At 66.3% G+C, this 16,856-nt stretch carries 13 protein-coding genes; 5 read left to right on the forward strand and 8 right to left on the reverse strand.

Annotated features, from left to right (window positions below):
- Positions 1-39: 39 nt before the first annotated feature.
- A complete protein-coding gene (locus DSX2_RS17565; RefSeq protein WP_020880800.1) occupies positions 40-774 on the reverse strand; it encodes a hypothetical protein in 735 nt (244 codons plus the stop codon).
- A gap of 403 nt (positions 775-1,177) precedes the next feature.
- On the opposite strand from DSX2_RS17565, the gene DSX2_RS09460 reads away from it, so the two are divergent.
- The gene (locus DSX2_RS09460; protein ID WP_020880801.1) at positions 1,178-2,707 is read left to right on the forward strand and encodes a B12-binding domain-containing radical SAM protein; all 1,530 of its coding nucleotides are present in this window, start codon (positions 1,178-1,180) and stop codon (positions 2,705-2,707) included.
- Between the two features lie 70 nt (positions 2,708-2,777).
- Here DSX2_RS09460 and DSX2_RS09465 read toward each other — a convergent pair whose 3' ends face one another.
- Positions 2,778-3,341 carry a bifunctional 2-polyprenyl-6-hydroxyphenol methylase/3-demethylubiquinol 3-O-methyltransferase UbiG gene (locus DSX2_RS09465; RefSeq protein WP_020880802.1) on the reverse strand — a complete coding sequence of 188 codons (564 nt, stop codon included), beginning with the start codon at positions 3,339-3,341 and terminating at the stop codon, positions 2,778-2,780.
- Positions 3,342-3,623: 282 nt separating this feature from the next.
- On the reverse strand, positions 3,624-5,615 hold the full coding sequence (gene acs, locus DSX2_RS09470) for an acetate--CoA ligase (protein WP_020880803.1): 1,992 nt from the start codon (positions 5,613-5,615) through the stop codon (positions 3,624-3,626).
- 291 nt (positions 5,616-5,906) lie between these two features.
- Between acs and DSX2_RS09475 the strand changes: the two genes are divergently transcribed.
- The 3 genes from DSX2_RS09475 to DSX2_RS18285 all read left to right on the forward strand — a co-directional run bounded on the left by DSX2_RS09475 (position 5,907) and on the right by DSX2_RS18285 (position 10,073).
- On the forward strand, positions 5,907-8,585 hold the full coding sequence (locus tag DSX2_RS09475) for a bifunctional acetate--CoA ligase family protein/GNAT family N-acetyltransferase (protein WP_020880804.1): 2,679 nt from the start codon (positions 5,907-5,909) through the stop codon (positions 8,583-8,585).
- A 119-nt stretch (positions 8,586-8,704) separates the two neighbouring features.
- Positions 8,705-9,577 (forward strand): DUF4747 family protein, encoded by an 873-nt coding sequence (locus DSX2_RS18050; protein ID WP_020880805.1) that lies wholly within the window; start codon positions 8,705-8,707, stop codon positions 9,575-9,577.
- Positions 9,578-9,590: 13 nt separating this feature from the next.
- The gene (locus DSX2_RS18285) at positions 9,591-10,073 is read left to right on the forward strand and encodes a hypothetical protein (protein ID WP_152512899.1); all 483 of its coding nucleotides are present in this window, start codon (positions 9,591-9,593) and stop codon (positions 10,071-10,073) included.
- Positions 10,074-10,102: 29 nt separating this feature from the next.
- On the opposite strand, the gene DSX2_RS09480 is transcribed toward DSX2_RS18285, so the two are convergent.
- The 4 genes from DSX2_RS09480 to DSX2_RS09495 all read right to left on the reverse strand — a co-directional run bounded on the left by DSX2_RS09480 (position 10,103) and on the right by DSX2_RS09495 (position 12,171).
- Positions 10,103-10,390, reverse strand: coding sequence for an XRE family transcriptional regulator (locus tag DSX2_RS09480; RefSeq protein WP_035041599.1), 288 nt, complete (start codon positions 10,388-10,390; stop codon positions 10,103-10,105).
- A 14-nt stretch (positions 10,391-10,404) separates the two neighbouring features.
- Positions 10,405-10,716: a HigA family addiction module antitoxin gene (locus DSX2_RS09485; protein WP_020880807.1), complete on the reverse strand. Its 312-nt coding sequence runs from the start codon at positions 10,714-10,716 to the stop codon at positions 10,405-10,407.
- Between the two features lie 36 nt (positions 10,717-10,752).
- Complete coding sequence (locus DSX2_RS09490; RefSeq protein ID WP_020880808.1) at positions 10,753-11,034, reverse strand: type II toxin-antitoxin system RelE/ParE family toxin; 282 nt, start codon at positions 11,032-11,034, stop codon at positions 10,753-10,755.
- Positions 11,035-11,163: 129 nt separating this feature from the next.
- Positions 11,164-12,171, reverse strand: a complete 1,008-nt coding sequence (locus DSX2_RS09495) for an aldo/keto reductase (RefSeq protein ID WP_020880809.1) — start codon at positions 12,169-12,171, stop codon at positions 11,164-11,166.
- A 558-nt stretch (positions 12,172-12,729) separates the two neighbouring features.
- On the opposite strand from DSX2_RS09495, the gene DSX2_RS18695 reads away from it, so the two are divergent.
- Positions 12,730-13,701 (forward strand): PEP-CTERM sorting domain-containing protein, encoded by a 972-nt coding sequence (locus tag DSX2_RS18695; RefSeq protein ID WP_020880810.1) that lies wholly within the window; start codon positions 12,730-12,732, stop codon positions 13,699-13,701.
- 85 nt (positions 13,702-13,786) lie between these two features.
- On the opposite strand, the gene DSX2_RS09505 is transcribed toward DSX2_RS18695, so the two are convergent.
- Positions 13,787-16,513 (reverse strand): cation-transporting P-type ATPase, encoded by a 2,727-nt coding sequence (locus tag DSX2_RS09505; protein ID WP_020880811.1) that lies wholly within the window; start codon positions 16,511-16,513, stop codon positions 13,787-13,789.
- Between the last annotated feature and the right edge of the window lie 343 nt (positions 16,514-16,856).

A 16,856-nucleotide genomic window follows, 5' to 3' on the forward strand; every position in this document is an offset into this window, starting at 1 on the left:
TGCGCGGGGGCCCGGCTTTTTGCGCGGCGAGGCCGCGGGCTAGTCGACGATGAAGCCGAGCGCGGTGAGGCTCTTGGCCCAGGGGGCCCAGGGGCCGGTGAGGAACTCGGTGCGCATGGTGCGGGGGTCGTAGCGGACCTTGGCGTCTATGTCCGCGGAGCAGGCGCGGTCGAAGTTGGTGTGGCTGAGGCGCAGGGTGTAGGTGCCGTCGCCGTCGGTGCAGACTTCCTCGACGTAGAGGGTGTGGCCGGTGGGCATGCCGCGCCGCGCGTTGGCGGCCAGCACGAGCACGGAGCCGGGCTCGGGCAGGGCCTGGGTGCGGCCGGACTTGTGCTCGCACATGTACCACTGCACCGGGCTCGTGTTGCCCAGGCGGCAGGTGTCCACGCCGGAGCGGCAGCGGGTGTAGGGGATGCACTGCGGCTGGCACATGCCGAGCACGATGTGCTTGCTCTTCTTCTTGGAAGCCTTGGACGACTTGGCGGACTTCTTGGAATGCTTGGAATGCTTGGACGCTGAGGACGTGCCCACGGCGGCGGTCTGCTCGACGGTTCTGCGCGTGGCCGGTGAGCGGTGGTAGCACTGCTCCCGGTCCAGCGAGCTCACCGAAACGCACTGCGGCGCTTCCGGAAGGGGAAGCGCCGCAGTGGTGTCGATGCTTGCGATTATGGGGCTCTGTCGCGGCGAGGGCAACTCGGCGGCCTTGATGGAAGCCGAACCGAGGAACACGAACACCGCGGCCAGGGCCGCGCAGACGAAGAGCAATTTGGCCATGAACGCCTCCTGGGGGAACGAAGCGCGTCAAAACGCCTCCGGGGCTCGCCGCCGGATGCCCTGCCTCTATCTTGAGTCAGGCCCGGCGTCAATCCGCAGGGAAAAGATACCTATGCCAGAAACAGCATAAATAACATCCGTATCCGACCCCGGCATGCCGCTGGACGCACCCCGGACACGGCCGAAAAGCGGCCGAAAAGCGTGCCCGGCCCCCGGCGCGGACGCCGGAAGGCGGCACGGCCCAGGGGAAGAGGGCCGCATCCCGAGAAGCGCTGCGGCGCGCGGCTTTGGCGGCTGATCCCTGAGTGCGCCGAGCCCGAGGGGGAACCGGAAGTTCCCGCGCCGCAGCGGCCCTTGCGGGAGGTGGGGGAAGGGGCTACGAGGGCATAAGGGAGAAAAAGTCATGCACGTGCTTCTCGTCTACCCCGAGTACCCCGACACCTTCTGGAGCTTCCGCCACATCATGCCCTTCATCGCCCGCAAGGCGGCCTTTCCGCCGCTCGGGCTGCTCACGGTCGCGGCCATGCTGCCCGGGGCCTGGGAGAAGCGGCTTGTGGACCTGAACGTCCGCGAACTGACGGACGAGGACATTGCCTGGGCCGACGTGGTCATGGTCAGCGCCATGCTGGTGCAGTCGAAGAGCGCGCTTACGGTCATCGCGCGCGCCCGGGCCGCGGGCAGGCGCGTGGTCATGGGCGGGCCCGCGCCCACGGCGCAGCCGGAGCGCTTCCGTGAGGCGGACCACCTGGTGCTGGGCGAGGCCGAGACCGCCCTGCCCGCCTTCCTGCGCGACTTCGGAGAGGACGGCGCGGGGAGCCCCCTGCCGACTTACGAGGCCGAGGGCCACGCGGACATCCGCGAGACTCCCCTGCCCGCCTGGGAGCTCATCAGCTTCAGGGACTACGTCTCCATGACCGTGCAGTACTCGCGCGGCTGCCCCTTCGACTGCGAGTTCTGCTCCATCGTGCAGATGTACGGCAGGCGGCCGCGCGTGAAGTCGCCGGAGCAGATGCTGCGCGAGGTGCAGGCGCTCTACGACGCGGGCTGGCGCGACGGCGTGTTCATCGTGGACGACAACTTCATCGGCAACAAGGCCCAGGTGAAGCTGTTCCTGGCCCGGCTGGCCGAGTGGCAGCGCGAGCGCCGCCACCCCTTCTGCTACATGACCGAGGCGAGCATCAACCTGGCCGGGGACGAGGAGCTGATGCAGCTCATGAGCCGGGCCAACTTCCACAAGGTCTTCATCGGCATCGAGACGCCCTCCGAGGAGAGCCTGAAGGAGTGCGGCAAGGCGCAGAACGTGCGCGTGGACTTCCGCTCCGCGGTGCGCGCCATCCACCAGCACGGCATGCAGGTCATGGGCGGCTTCATCGTGGGCTTCGACAGCGACACCGAGGGCATCTTCGAGCGCCAGATCCGCTTCATCCAGGAGATCGGCGTGGTCACGGCCATGGTGGGCATGCTGAACGCCATCCCGGGCACCCGGCTCTGGCGGCGGCTGAAGGACGAGGGCCGCATCGCGGGCGACTCCAGCGGCGACAACACGGACGGCGACACCAACGTGGTGCCGCGCATGGGCCGCGAGAAGCTGATCGAGGGCTACCGCCGCATCCTGGCCACGATCTACGAGCCCAGGCATTACTACCGCCGCATCAACACCTTCCTCGCGGGCTACAACCCCACGGCGCGCGGCCGCATCGCCTGGCGCGACGTGCGGGCCTTCACGCGCAGCGCCTGGAGCATCGGCGTGCTCTCGCGCGCCCGCTTCGCCTACTGGAAGCTCATGCTGCGCACGGCGCTGACCAGGCGCCGCGCCCTGCCCGTGGCCGTGGAGCTGGCCATACTGGGCCAGCACTTCCAGCGCGTGGCGCGCGCGGCCGTGGCCGGGACGGTCTGCGCCGACCCCGCCCACCCGGGCCGGGCGCGGGCGTAAGGGGCGGGGCCTGATCGGAGCCGGGCAAAGGCGCCCGGCGCGTGGCACGGCCAGAAACGTCTGAGTCGGCTCAGTTCCTGAGGCGCGAAAAGACCGCAAGCTGGTTGGCGCCGCAGAGAAAGCGCCCGTACGAGGCCAGCCGCAGGCCCGCGGCCGCGCCGAGCGAGCGCAGGGCCCGCCGCCCCAGCAGTTCGTCGTGCTCCTCGCTGGCGTGGCGCGAAAAGAGACCGACCGAGGCTCCAAGCGTGTGCACCAGGCCCGTGGCCGGATGGGGGGTGGTCAGGATCAGGCGGGCCGCGGGATCATCCGTCATGCGTTGCGCGAGATCGCGCAGGGTCGCGGCCGGATCGTCCAAGTGCTCGATCACGGCGAGCATGACGATGGTATCGAACCGCTTGTCCGGAGGCGGCGCTTCAGGGAAAAAGACGTGAGCCGGGTAGTTCGCCCTGGCCTTGCGCAGCGATTCGGCATCGACGTCCACGCCGGTGTACCGCTCCGGCGGCACGAAACGCGCGAGCGATCCTCCGCCGCAGCCAAAATCGAGCACATGCCCCCGCAGATGGGGCCGCGCCGCGGCGAGGCGCCTGCGGCACAGATACGGCGAGAGCAAACCTTCCCTGGCCTGGTCCGCCATGCCAGCTCTCCTGTCCGGGACGCGGCGTGCCGATGATGCGCGGTCCGGACATCGTGCGCCCCCGCATCGGCGCTCCCGAGAGCGGAGATGCGCCGCAAGGGGACGAACCCGAATTCCAGGCAGCCCTCCGGAGCAGGGGGTCGGCCTCGAATTCTATCTATCGATGGATATGCCGCTCCAGGAAACCTGGCAAGTGGAAGATAGATCGGCGGGGAGGAAGGTCGCCCTTCCTCCCCGCCGTCGTATGGTGGGTGTGGAGATGCCGTATGCGGTGCGCGGGCGCTAGCCGACCAGGCTCTGCTTGCCCGCGATGAGATCCGGGATGACCGACGGATCGGCCAGGGTCGAGGTGTCGCCGAAGTCCTCGGCGCCGGTGGAGCCCGCCGCGATCTTGCGCAGCACGCGGCGCATGATCTTGCCCGAGCGGGTCTTGGGCAGGCCGTCCGCGAACTGGATGACCTCCGGGCTCGCGATGGGGCCGATCTCGTGGCGCACCCAGTTCTTGAGCGCCTTGCGCAGCTCCTCGGACTCGTCCACGCCCGCCTTCAGCGTCACGTAGGCGTAGATGCCCTGGCCCTTGATCTCGTGGGGCATGCCCACGACCGCGGCCTCGGCCACGGCCTCGTGCGCCACCAGGGCGGACTCGATCTCGGCCGTGCCCATGCGGTGGCCGGAGACGTTGATCACGTCGTCCAGGCGGCCCATGATCCAGAAGTAGCCCTCGGAATCCATGCGCGCGCCGTCGCCGGACTCGTACATGCCCGCGAAGCGGTCGAAGTAGGTCTTCTTGAAGCGCTCGGGGTCGCCGAAGACGCCGCGCAGCATGCCGGGCCAGGGCCGCTTGATGACCAGGTGGCCGCCCTCGTCCGGTCCCGCGTCCGAGCCGTCCGCGCGCACGATGGCCGCGGCCACGCCGGGCAGCGGCCTGGTGGCCGAGCCGGGCTTCAGCGTCGTGGCGTACGGCAGGGCGCTGATCATGATGCCGCCGGTCTCGGTCTGCCACCAGGTGTCCATGATGGGCAGCTTCTTCTTGCCCACGTGGTCGTGGTACCACATCCAGGCCTCGGGGTTGATGGGCTCGCCCACGCTGCCGAGCACGCGAAGGCTCGAAAGGTCGTGCGGGTCGATCCACTGCGCGCCTTCGCGCATGAGCGCGCGGATGACCGTGGGCGCGGTGTAGAAGATGTTGACCTTGAACTTGTCCACGATGCGCCAGAAGCGGTCGGGCTTGGGCCACGAGGGCACGCCCTCGAACATGAGCGAGGTGGCGCCGAGCGCGAGCGGGCCGTAGACGATGTAGGAGTGGCCGGTGATCCAGCCGCAGTCCGCGGTGCACCAGTAGACGTCGTCGTCGTGCACGTCGAAGACCAGCTGGGTGGTGTGCGCGGCGTAGGTCAGGTAGCCGCCCGTGGTGTGCACCACGCCCTTGGGCTTGCCCGTGGAGCCGGAGGTGTAGAGGATGAACAGGGTGTCCTCTGCGTCCATGGGCTCGCAGGGGCACTCGCCCTTCACGTCGTCCGCGGCCATCAGCTCGTGCCACCAGACGTCGCGGCCCTCGACCATCTTGACCTCGTTGCCCGCGCGGCGGACCACCACGCACTGCTCCACGCTCGGGCAGGTGGCCAGGGCCTCGTCGGCGTTGGGCTTCAGCGGAATGGTGCGGCCCGCGCGCAGCACGGCGTCGGCCGTGATCAGCACCTTGGCGGAGCTGTCGTGCACGCGGCTTTGCAGCGAGAGCGCGGAGAAGCCCGCGAAGACCACGGAGTGCATGGCCCCGATGCGCGCGCAGGCGAGCATGGCGATGGCCAGCTCCGGGATCATGGGCAGGTAGATGGAGACGCTGTCGCCCTTCTTCACGCCCATCTTGCGCAGCACGTTGGCGAAGCGGCAGACCTCGGTGTGCAGCATCTGGTAGGTGTAGACCTTCACGTCCTCCTCGGGCTCGCCCTGCCAGACGAGCGCGGCCTTGTTGCGGCGGCCGTCCGTCAGGTGGCGGTCGAGGCAGTTGTGGGCCACGTTCAGCTTGCCGCCCACGTACCATTTGATCTCGGGCTTGTGGAAATCGTAGTCCAGGGTGCGGGTGAAGGGCTCGAACCAGTCGAGGAGCTCGCGGCCGCGTTCGGCCCAGAAGCCCTCGGGGTCCTTCTCCGCCTTCTCGTACAGGGCCTCGGCCGCGGCCGCGCCGCCGACCCACGCGTTCTCGCGCCCCTTCTCGGGCGGTTCGAAAAGGCGCTGCTCGTGCATCATGCTCTCGATCTTTTCTTCCTGACTCATTCCACACCTCGCGCTGGATTTCTGTCTGGCCAAAGCCCGGCCCGGGGCCTGTTCCCGGTGCGCCGCCGTGCGGGGCGCCGCATCGCGGGGCGGCGGGGGGGCCGGTAGAGGTTTCCGAATGTCAAGCCTATACCGAAGGAGGAATTACATTCCAGCGCTTTTTTTGGTAAACGGTCGAAAAGCGGCCCGTGAACGGTAAACGGTCGCAACCGCCGGTCGCATCCGCCCGGCCGCAACCGCCCGGCCGCAGCAGCCGGACGAGCCAGGCCCGCAGGGGCCGCAGGAGCGCCAATGAGCCTGAGCAACCTCGACGCCCTCTTCAAGCCGAGCTCCATCGCGGTCATCGGCGCCTCCAACGAGCCCGGCAGCGCGGGCTTCCTGGCCATGCGCAACCTCATCTCCGGGGGCTTCAAGGGGCCGGTCATGCCGGTCACGCGCACGGCCACGGCGGTTTCGGGCGTGCTGACCTACGGCAGCGTGGAAGAGCTGCCCGTGACCCCGGACCTGGCGCTCATCTGCGCGCCCGCGGCCCAGGCCCCGGGGCTTCTGCGCCGCCTGGGCGACAAGGGCACGCGCGGGGCCGTGCTGCTCGGCCCGGGGCTCAGCGGCGTCACGGCCCAGGCGCGCGAGACGCTGCGCGCGGACATCCGCGCCGCGGCCGGGGAATACGGCATCCGCGTGCTCGGCCCGGGGTGCCTGGGGCTCATGGTGCCGGGCTCCGGGCTCAACGCCTCCCTCTCCGACACCGAGGCCAAGCCCGGCCGCATCGCCTTCGTCACCCAGTCGGACTCGCTCTTCACCATGGTCCTCGACTGGGCGCACGCCAACCAGATAGGCTTCTCGCACTTCATCTCCATCGGCGACCAGGTGGACGTGGACTTCGCGGACGTGCTCGACTGGCTCGGCTCCGACCAGAACGTGCGCTCCATCCTGCTCTACGTGGAGGCGCTTTCCGGCGCGCGGCGCTTCATGTCCGCTGCCCGGGCCAGCGCCCGCAACAAGCCGCTCCTGGTGATGAAGCCCGAGGACGTCTTCGAGCAGGCGCTCTCCGAGGAGACCTGCCTCTTCAGCCTGGACGACGAGTCCGACGCCATCTACGACGTGGGCTTCCGGCGCGCAGGCATCGTGCGCGTGCGCGACATCGACTCCCTGTTCGACGGCGCGCGCACCCTGGCCCGCTCCCAGCCGCTTTTGGGCGACGCCATGGCCGTGCTGACCAACGGTCGCTCCGTGGGGCTCATGGCCGCGGACAGCTGCCTCAAGGGCGGGGCGGAGCTCGCCTGCCTGCTGCCCGAGACCTCCGCCGCGCTGGAGCAGACCGCCAAGAAGGCGCACTCCGGCGAGAACCCGGTGGTGCTCTCCTACAACGCGGACGCGCGCGTCTACGCCGACGCGCTCTCCCAGCTCATCAAGGACAAGAACGTGCACGCTGTGCTCGTGGCCCACGTGCCCTTCGCCGGGGTGCAGGAGGAGGACACGGCGCGCGCCGTGGCCGAGATAGCCGCGCGCACCAAGCGCACGGTGCTCACCTGCTGGACCGGGGCGGAGCGCTCGCGCGAGGCGCGGCGCATCTTCCAGGAGGCGGGCGTGCCCACCTTCGAGACCACGGACCAGGCCATGCACGCCTTCCTGCACATGGTGGCCTACCGGCGCAACCAGGAAATGCTCATGGAGACGCCGGACTCCCTGCCGCGCGACTTCTTCCCGGACACGCAGAAGGCGCGCGAGGTGGTCAGGGCGGCCCTGGACGAGAACCGCACGCGCCTCACCGACCCCGAGGCCCGCGACGTGATGACCGCCTACGGCGTGCCCATCGTGGAGACCCGGGTGGTCACCAGCGCGCGAGAGGCCGTGCACGCGGCCGAGGAGTTGGGCTATCCCGTGGCCCTCAAGGTGCGCTCGCCCGAGATCAAGCAGCCCTACGAGGTGGGCGGCGTGACGCTGGACCTGGAGACGCCGGAGCAGGTCTGGGACGCGGCCGCGCACGTGGCGCACCGCCTGCACCGCCATGCGCCGAACGCGCACATCAGCGGCTACACCGTGCAGCAGATGGGCCGCAGGCCCGGCGCGCACGAGCTTTACGTGGGCATGTACGCGGACCCGGTCTTCGGCCCCATCATCCGCTTCGGACACGGCGGGCTGGCCTCGCGCGTGATTCAGGATTTCGCCGTGGCCCTGCCGCCCCTGAACATGGCCCTGGCCCAGGAGCTCATCGACCGCACGCGCATCTCGCGCCTGCTGAAGACCCCGGGCGCCACCCACCAGGTGGACCTGGACGACGTCTGCCTGACCCTCATCCAGGTAACGCAGCTGATCATCGACGTGCCGCAGATAACCGCGCTCGAGGTCAACCCGCTGTTCGCGGACGAAAAGGGCGTGCTGGCGCTCTCCGCGCGCATCTGGATCGGCCCGTACGAGGGCGAGGGGCCGGACAGGCTGGCCATCCGCCCCTACCCGAGCGAGCTCGAGGAGTGCGTGAAGCTGAAGAACGGGGACAAGGTGACGCTTCGGCCCATCCGGCCGGAGGACGCGCCCGCGCACCTGGACTTCGTGCGCGGCCTGGACAAGGACGACCTGCGCCTGCGCTTCTTCGGCACGGTGCAGGAGTTCGAGTTCTCGGACATGCCCAAGTTCACGCAGATCGACTACGACCGCGAGATGGCCTTCATCGCCACCACCGAGATCCGCGGCACGCCCAAGACCCTGGGCGTGGTGCGCGCGAGCACGAGCCCGGACAACCAGGAGGCCGAGTTCGCCATCATCGTGGACACCACCATGAAGGGCCAGGGCCTCGGCTCCCTCCTCCTCGCCAAGATGATCCGCTACGTGAAATCCCGCGGCACCACCTGGCTCACCGCCGAAACCCTGCCCGAAAACAAGGGCATGATCGGCCTGGCCAAGAAGTTCGGCTTCGAGGTCGAAGTGCTGTACGAGGATGATCTGGTGAAGATGCGACTGCGGATGAACTAGGGGAATTAACGTAACGACTTAGGTCTTTTGCCTAAAGATCAATAGCAGATAACAGCTTTTCATATTGAATACCATAAAAAGATAGGCTATAATTCTCTTCAAAAAATAGGGGGGGAACGATGCCTCACTTAAAAAAACTTTCTGTTGCTGCAATAAATGTCACAACTGAACCTCCTCATCATCCATCCAGATACTTAGAATTATTCGAGCTCATTCGCGGCATCCAGCCGGCTCTAAGCGGGGGAGTCCATGGTGATCGGCGAATGATGTTGCACTATTTTGCTGAAACCGAGGGAATAATCAAAGGAGCATTCGCGACCTACACCCAGATAGACCCTGAATCACCATGGTGGGATGCAGAAAATCATTCTGCTATTTTAGATAACCATGGACGGCCTGTTCCTCAGGTAAAATTGAACCTCGGACCTAATTTTAGGGATGTAAATTTTATATTTTATTCTGCTGGCCACAAATTATTCATCGACACTTCAAACATTAGCCCTTTGCAATTTGCGCGTGCTTTCTCAGAGATCGCAAATTCAATCGATCTTTTCGAAAAAATGGGAAGAATTGGCGTAACTGTTGAACCAGCCAGGGACTTAATAGATAGGATTGTCAGCTTTCCGTATAAACAGAAAATTACCATAAACTTTATCATGCCAAATCCTGATATAACAAATCAGAGTGAAGAAAGGATAGTAGAGAGATTTCAAAAAATGAATGCGTCCAGGACAAATCAAACATACAATGCCATAAAAGGCACTGTCATATCTCCCGATGAGGAGCTTAATGCCCTTATGGAAATGGCAAGTTCAAATGGGCATGTTGAAGTCAGTGGGAAAGATGGAGAGAACCGTCTAGTCACACTCTCGTCCAAAGACTACCCTTTAAAAGAAGTAGCGCAGTATTCTGATGCCCTAGATTATTGGAGTAAATTGCAAACTCTCGCTGAGAGCCTGTGGAACAGGCTCATAAATCGAAAAAAACACTGATAGATCATATACCATGACAAATAAGAGTGAATTCTTCCATTACCTAAGAGCATATGGAGGAATAAAGGCACTTTTAAAATCATCATATGTTTGGTTTTCGTGTTTGATAACCATTGTTATATACGATTTTGTCGACGGATGGAAATGGTATAAATCAGCACTGTCGGTCCTACCAAATTTACTTGGATTCTCACTTGGCGGCTACGCTATAATGCTTGCACTTGGAGACAAAGAGTTCCAGCACGCCATTAAAGGTTGTGAAGATGGCGAGAACGCATCACCTTATTTAGAAGCGAGTGCAAGCTTAGCGCATTTTGTTCTTATCCAAGCAATAGCACTTCTTGCCGCAGTATTTTCAGATGCATTATCATTGACTAAAAATTTCTTTCTTATCCCTGGATGCTGGATTTATTTTTACGCCATTTCACTAACAATTGCGTCCACATTTACAGTCTTCTTTCTATCGAGAATGTATGACAAGGCACCTAAAAAATAACTATATTTGTTATTAGCCAATAAACACCTTCAATCCACCAACTCCACCTGCAACCTCTTCCCCAGCGCCGCAGCCGCCTTGCCCATGGTGGCGAGCGTGACGGAGGCGTTGGCGGGGTCCAGGAGGCGGTTGAGGGAGGCGCGGCTGGTGCCCATGCGGGCGGCGAGGCCCGCGCGGGTCAGCCCCTCGCGCTGCATGGCCTGGCTGATCTGCCAGGCCAGGACGCGCTTGAGCGCGCGGGCCGTAACCTCGGCCTGCACGCCCTCCTCGTTCAGGAAGTCATCCAGAGACGATCCGACGTGTTCCTTCTTCGCCATCACTGCCGTTCGACTCATGCCTGCGCCACGTCCATGGGCCGCACCTCGCGCTCGATGCGCTCGGGCAGGTGCTGGGCGCGGGCGGTACGCAGGTCATACTGCTGCTGCAGGTTGAGCCAGAATTCCGGGCTGGTCTTGAAGTAGGCCGCGAGACGAAGCGCCGTATCCAGAGTCACGGCCCGTTCGCCGCGCACAATCTGGCTCACGCGCTGCGCGGGCACGGCCAAGTCGCGCGCAAGACGGTTCTGGCTGATGCTGAGCGGCGCGAGAAATTCCTCGGCCAGTATCTCGCCCGGGTGCACCGGGGGAAGCTCGGGGCGTCTCATTCTTTCCTCCATAAATCTTTCTCGCACGCCGATCCGCTAGTGGTAGTCCACCACCTCGACGTTCTCCGCGTCCCGCCCGGTCCAGGTGAAACAGACACGAAACTGACCGTTGACGCGGATGCTCCACTGCCCGGAGCGGTCGCCGGACAGCGGTTCCAGCCGGTTGCCCGGTGGGCTCCGCAGGTCGTCCAGCGTCACGGCTGCATCGAGCATGGCCAGCTTGCGCTGGATGGCGCGCAGCACGTCCGCTCCGAAGCGGCGCGAGCGCATCTGGTAGAAGACCCGCTCCGTCTCCTTGCAGGCGAACGACCTGATCATGATGTCGAGAGATAAACCGCCATGGGTATCACGTCAAGAGTGATACCCATGGCGACAAGGAAAGGCCCGGCCGGGAATCCCGGCCGGGCCTTTCCTTTTGCTTTTTCTTTCGGCCCTTTGCCCGCGCCCCTACCCCACGCCCGAGGGCGGGGCCATGAAGGCGGGGGAGACGGGGTCTTTCACGTGTTCGGCGAGGATGTCGTCCACCAGGGCCATGGTGGCGAGGTCCAGGGACCAGCCGAAGATCTCGTCCAGGGGCTCCATCTGCTCCGGCTTTCTGCCGCCCCAGATGGCGACGGGCACGCCGCGCTCGAGCACCCAGCGCACCGCGAAGGCCAGCAGGCTCTTGCGGTAGCGGTCCTTGGCCAGGGCGGCGAGCCCGTCCACCGCCGCCAGGTACTGCGGCAGGCGCCGGGCCTGGAACTTCGGGTCCCACTGGCGCAGGTCGTCGCCCGTGAATTTCGCGTCCGGCCGCATCTTGCCCGAGAGCAGCCCGCGGCAGAGCACGCCGTAGGTCATGAGGCTCACGTCGTTCCGCTCGCACCAGGCCTTGAAGTCGCCGTCGACGGCGCGCTCGAAGATGTTGTAGGGCGGCTGGCAGAGGTGCAGGGGGCATTCGCCCTTGAAGCGCCGCATCTGATCGATGGTGAAGTTGCTCACGCCCACGGCCTTGACCGTGCCCTGCTCGTAGACCTCGCGCACCGCGGCCGCGGTCTCCTCGATGGGACGCGCGCTGTCCGGCCAGTGCACGTAGAGGATCTCCAGCCGGTCCGTGCGCAGCCTTTTCAGCGAGTCCTCCACCTCGAGCAGCACCCGGTCGCGCGAGCCGTTGCGGAAGACCTTGCCGTCCTTCCACTCCAGGCAGCACTTGGTGGAGATGCTCACCTCGTCGCGCCGCCCGCTCTCGGCCAGGGCCTTGCCCACCACCCGCTCCGAGGTGCCGAAGCCGTAGACCGGCGCGGTGTCCACCAGGGTCACGCCCTTGTCCAGGGCGGCCAGGATGGTGGCGATGGACTGCTCCTCGTCCGCGCCGCCCCACATCCAGCCGCCGATGGCCCACGTGCCGAGCGCGATGCGCGAGACCCGAAGCCCGGTGTCCGCGATGCCGATGTATTCCATGCGTTTCGTATCTTCCATGACCGATCCTCCCGTGAGATTTCGCTGCACCCTCCCACCTACCACCCCGGCGCGCCCCGTTCAAGGCGATGCTGGGAAAAAGGGGAATCGGACAGCCACCGGGAGGGACAGGACGGGATGCGCGAACGCGGGAGCCGGAGTGCGGCCCCCGGCGGACAGCGCCTGCCCGTCCGCCCCCGGATCCTCACCCGGTGAACCTTCCAGGCCATCCCTCCGCCTTTCCCGGACAGGCTGGAAACGTCCGCGCGACTTCATCACAGGCTGCTCGACCGCTCCAGAAAAATGAACACCGATCAGCACATCCGCCGTTTACGTTTCTTTACATTCTGTCGGTCGATCTTACAGAAAAGAAGGCCTTTACCCGGCAAAAAATCAGTCATCACGGCAGGGTACCGTTGGCACCTGTCTTGCTCCGATGCTCGTGTGCATGCGGGTCGCACGTTCACGACCTCCCCTCTCCCTCTCTGCCGCTCCGCCGCCCCCACGATCTCCGACGACCGCCGCGCAGTTCCCGCGCGCCGCATGGACGCCATCCACAAACTTTTCGAGGAGGTAGCCATGACACGCAAAATGATCGCCCTGGCGGCCGCCGCCCTGGCGGCCCTGCTCATGCAGGCCGCTCCTGCGCAGGCAAACGACATCACCTATTACACGACCATCTACGACACCGACTTCGTGACCGCCGGAACCGGCGGCATGCGCAACAGCGGGACCGGGACCATCACCGTGAGCGGCGTCTCCGGCACCTTCGACCAGTCCTACCTGTGGTGGCACGGGCCCACCAACTCCACCGACCCGAACGCCAACGCCGATGTCACCGTGAACGGCTCTGCCGTGACCGGCACGAACATCGGCTTCTCCCAGGACAACTTCTGGGGCTTCGACAACAGCCAGGCATACCGCGCCAACACCTCCTCGATCATCAACGGCAACGGCGCCTACGACCTGACGAACTTCACCAAGGGCCCCGACATCCAGGTCAACGGCGCCGCCACCGCGGTGTTCTTCAACGACGGCGTCTCGGCCAACAACCGCGACATCGTCATCTTCAACGGGAACGACTCGAACTTCGCCTCGAGCTACGATCCCGCGGGCTGGGACCTGACCCTGAACGGCATCGACTATTCGGGCGGCACCGCCCTGCTCACCCTCTTCGTCTCCGACGGCCAGAACTTCGGCACCGACGACGACGGCACGCTGCGCATCAACGGCACGTTCCTCGCCACGGGCGGCCTGTTCCAGGGCGACTCGCTGCCCGGCGGCACCGGCCCCACGGGCAACGGCAACCTCTTCGACATCAAGACCTACGACATCACGAGCTATCTGAGCATGGGCCTCAACAACCTCAACCTGACCCTGGACGCGGGCTTCAACGACGCCCTGAGTTCCGTGGTCGCCTTCATCAACCTGCCCGCCGGCGCCGCGCCCCCGCCGCCGACCGCCACCCCGGAACCCGCCAGCCTGCTGCTCATCGGCTCCGGCCTGGCCGGGCTGGTCGCGGCCAGGAGACGCAGGTCCGCCCGCTCCTGATCCGCAACGAAAACGCCATGAGACCGAAGAGGCCGGGCCCTGTGAAGGGCCCGGCCTCTCGCGTCCAGGCGCGCTTCCCGCCCGCTCAGGCGCGCCGAAGCCGCTTCTCGAACTCGACCACGAGGAAGGAGAGCGCGCCCACGGCCGCGGCCTTGGCCCAGCTCAGGAGGTCCACCGGGGCCGAGCCGAACATCACGTTCATGAACGGGGCGTAGGTGAACAGGAGCTGCAGCGCCATCATCAGCGCGAAGCCGCCGAGCAGCCATACGTTGCCCCCGAACCCCAGGGCGAAGGGGGAGAGGGTGAAGGAGCGGCTGTTGAAGAGGTAGAAGGCCTCCACCATGACGAAGACGTTGACGGCCACGGTCCTGGCCTGCGCCTCGCTGTGCGAGGCGGCCAGCTCCCAGCGGTACAGCCCGAAGGCGGCGAGCAGCAGGATGCCGCCCACCAGGACGATGCGGATGACGAGCTCCCTGTCGAGGATGGGATGGTCCGCCTCGCGCGGCCGCCGCTCCATGATGCCCGGCTCCTTGGGCTCGAAGGCCAGGGTCAGCCCCAGGGCCCCGGCGGTGGTCATGTTGATCCACAAAATCTGCACGGGCAGGATGGGCAGCGCCCCGCCCAGGATGACCGAGACCAGGATGACCAGCCCCTCGCCCAGGTTGGTGGGCAGGGTCCAGACGATGAACTTCAGGAGGTTGTCGTACACCCCACGGCCCTCCTCCACCGCGGCCTCGATGGTGGCGAAGTTGTCGTCGGTGAGGATCATGTCCGCGGCCTCCTTGGCGGCCTCGGTGCCGCCCCGGCCCATGGCCACGCCGATGTCGGCCTGCTTCAGGGCCGGGGCGTCGTTGACGCCGTCGCCGGTCATGGCGGCTATCTCCCCCTGGTTCTGCAGGGCCATGACCAGCCGGAGCTTCTGCTCCGGCGCCACCCGGGCGAAGACGTCCACGTCCCTGACCGCCTCGACCAGCTCGGCGTCGCCCATGGCCGCGACCTCTGCCCCGGTGAGCGTCCGGCAGCGCGGCGGGCAGCCGTCCTCCGAGCCGCCCATGCCCAGCATCCTGCCGATGGCCGCCGCGGTCAGGGCGTGGTCGCCGGTGATCATCTTGACCCGGACACCGGCCCTGTGCAGCGTCTTCACCGCGTCCACGGCCTCTGGCCGGGGCGGGTCGATCATCCCCTGAAGCCCGAGGAAGGTCATGCCCGAGGCCACGTCCGCGTGGTCCAGGGTCCGCGTCCCCTGGGGCAGCTCCTTTTCGGCCATGGCCAGCACGCGAAGCCCCCGCGACGCCATGTCCTCCGCCTCGGCCTGGATCCGGGCCGCGTCCGCGGGCAGGCGGCCGCCGTCCCCGGCCATGGAGTCGGAAACCCTTTGCAGCAGCGCCTCCACGGACCCCTTGAAGTAGACCACGGGCGGCGCGCCGTCTCCCCGGCCGTGCAGCGTGGCCATGTACTGGTGCTGCGACTCGAAGGGCAGGGTGTCCAGCCGCGGCAGGCGGGCGGACTGCGCGGCCCGGTCCAGCCCGGCCTTGCTTGCCGCCACCAGCAGGGCGGCCTCCGTGGGGTCGCCCGAAACCGTGACGCCGAGCTCCCCCGCCTCGATGATCGTCTCGTTGCACAGGATTCCCGCCAGCAGCGTCTCGCGCAGCGCCTCGTCGCGGCCGTCGACCCCGTTCCCGGCCCCATCCGCAAAGCCTTGCGCCACGCCTTCCACGGCGCCCCCGGCCTCGTAGCCGGACCCGCTCACGGCCCGGACGCGGCCGCCGGAGCGGATCTCCACCACGGTCATCTGGTTCTGGGTCAGGGTGCCCGTCTTGTCGGAGCAGACCACGGTGGTCGCGCCCAGCGTCTCCACCGCGGGCAGCTTGCGGATGATCGCGCCGCGGGCGGCCATGCGCGACACGCCCATGGCCAGGATGACGGTCACGGCCGCGGGCAGCCCCTCGGGTATGGCGCCCACCGTGAGCGCGACCGCGGCCATGAACATGTCGGGCACGGATTCGCCCTTCATGATCCCGGCGAAGAAGGTCACGGCCGCCAGGGCCAGGATGCCCCACAGCAGGATGCGGCTGAAGGCCTCGATCTTGCGCGTGAGGGGGGTGTCCAGGCTCTCCGCCCCGGCCACCAGGCCGGATATGCGGCCGATCTCCGTGCGGTCTCCGGTGGAGACCACGATGCCCGCGGCCTGTCCGTAGGTGACGACCGTGGAGGCGTAGGCCATGTTGCCGCGGTCGGCCAGGAGCGTGTCCAGGGGCAGGGCCCTCTCGCCCTTCTCCACGGGAAGCGATTCCCCGGTCAGCGCGGATTCGTCGACCTGCAGGTTCTTCACCGAGACCAGGCGCATGTCCGCCGGGGCCTTGTCGCCCGAGCGGAGCACGACGAGGTCGCCGGGCACGAGCGCCTTGGCGTCCACGCGGCGGCTCTGGCCCGCGCGCACGACCGTGGCCTCGGTGACCATGGACCGCGCCAGCGCCTCCAGCGCCCCCACGGCCTTGGCCTCCTGGAGGTAGCCGACCACGGCGTTGACCAGGACCACGCCGAGGATCACCAGGGAATCCACGTGCTCGCCCAGGGCGGTCGCGATGAGCCCCGAGACCAGCAGGATGTAGATGAGCGGCTGGTGGAACTGCAGGAGGAAGCGCCTGAGCGGCCCCGCGCCCTTGACCCGGCTGATGGCGTTGGGCCCGAACTCCTCCTGGCGCCTTTGGACCTCGAAGAGGTCCAGGCCGCGCTCCCGATCGGTGCCCAGGGCCCGCACCGCATCGGCGGCCTCGAGATGGTGCCACTGCCTGTCGGTTACCGAATCCACGCGTCCTCCCCCTGTTTTCGGGTGCGCCCGCCCTCCCCGGTCGGACCGGCATGCCGCGCGGTCCTCGCGGTCCTCGCGGTCCCTGCGGTCCGTCCGGCATCCCGCGCTTGCCGGAGCGGGCCCGGAGCGGGCGGGAATCACGCGGAAACATACCCTCTCCCCGGAGCGAAATCCACTTTCCGAAGAAAGAAACAGCCCGTGCGGTTTGCCGCGCGGCGGTTCGTCGGCGATCGAGGTGGGGAGGAGGCTGTTTCGGCGGGGTGATCTTCCGCAAAATACGGCTTTGGGTATTTTGCGGACGTCACACTAAAAGAGCGGCGCCCGCAGAAACGGGGGGCAATCG

Source organism: Desulfovibrio sp. X2 (genome assembly GCF_000422205.1).
Classification (GTDB): domain Bacteria; phylum Desulfobacterota; class Desulfovibrionia; order Desulfovibrionales; family Desulfovibrionaceae; genus Alkalidesulfovibrio.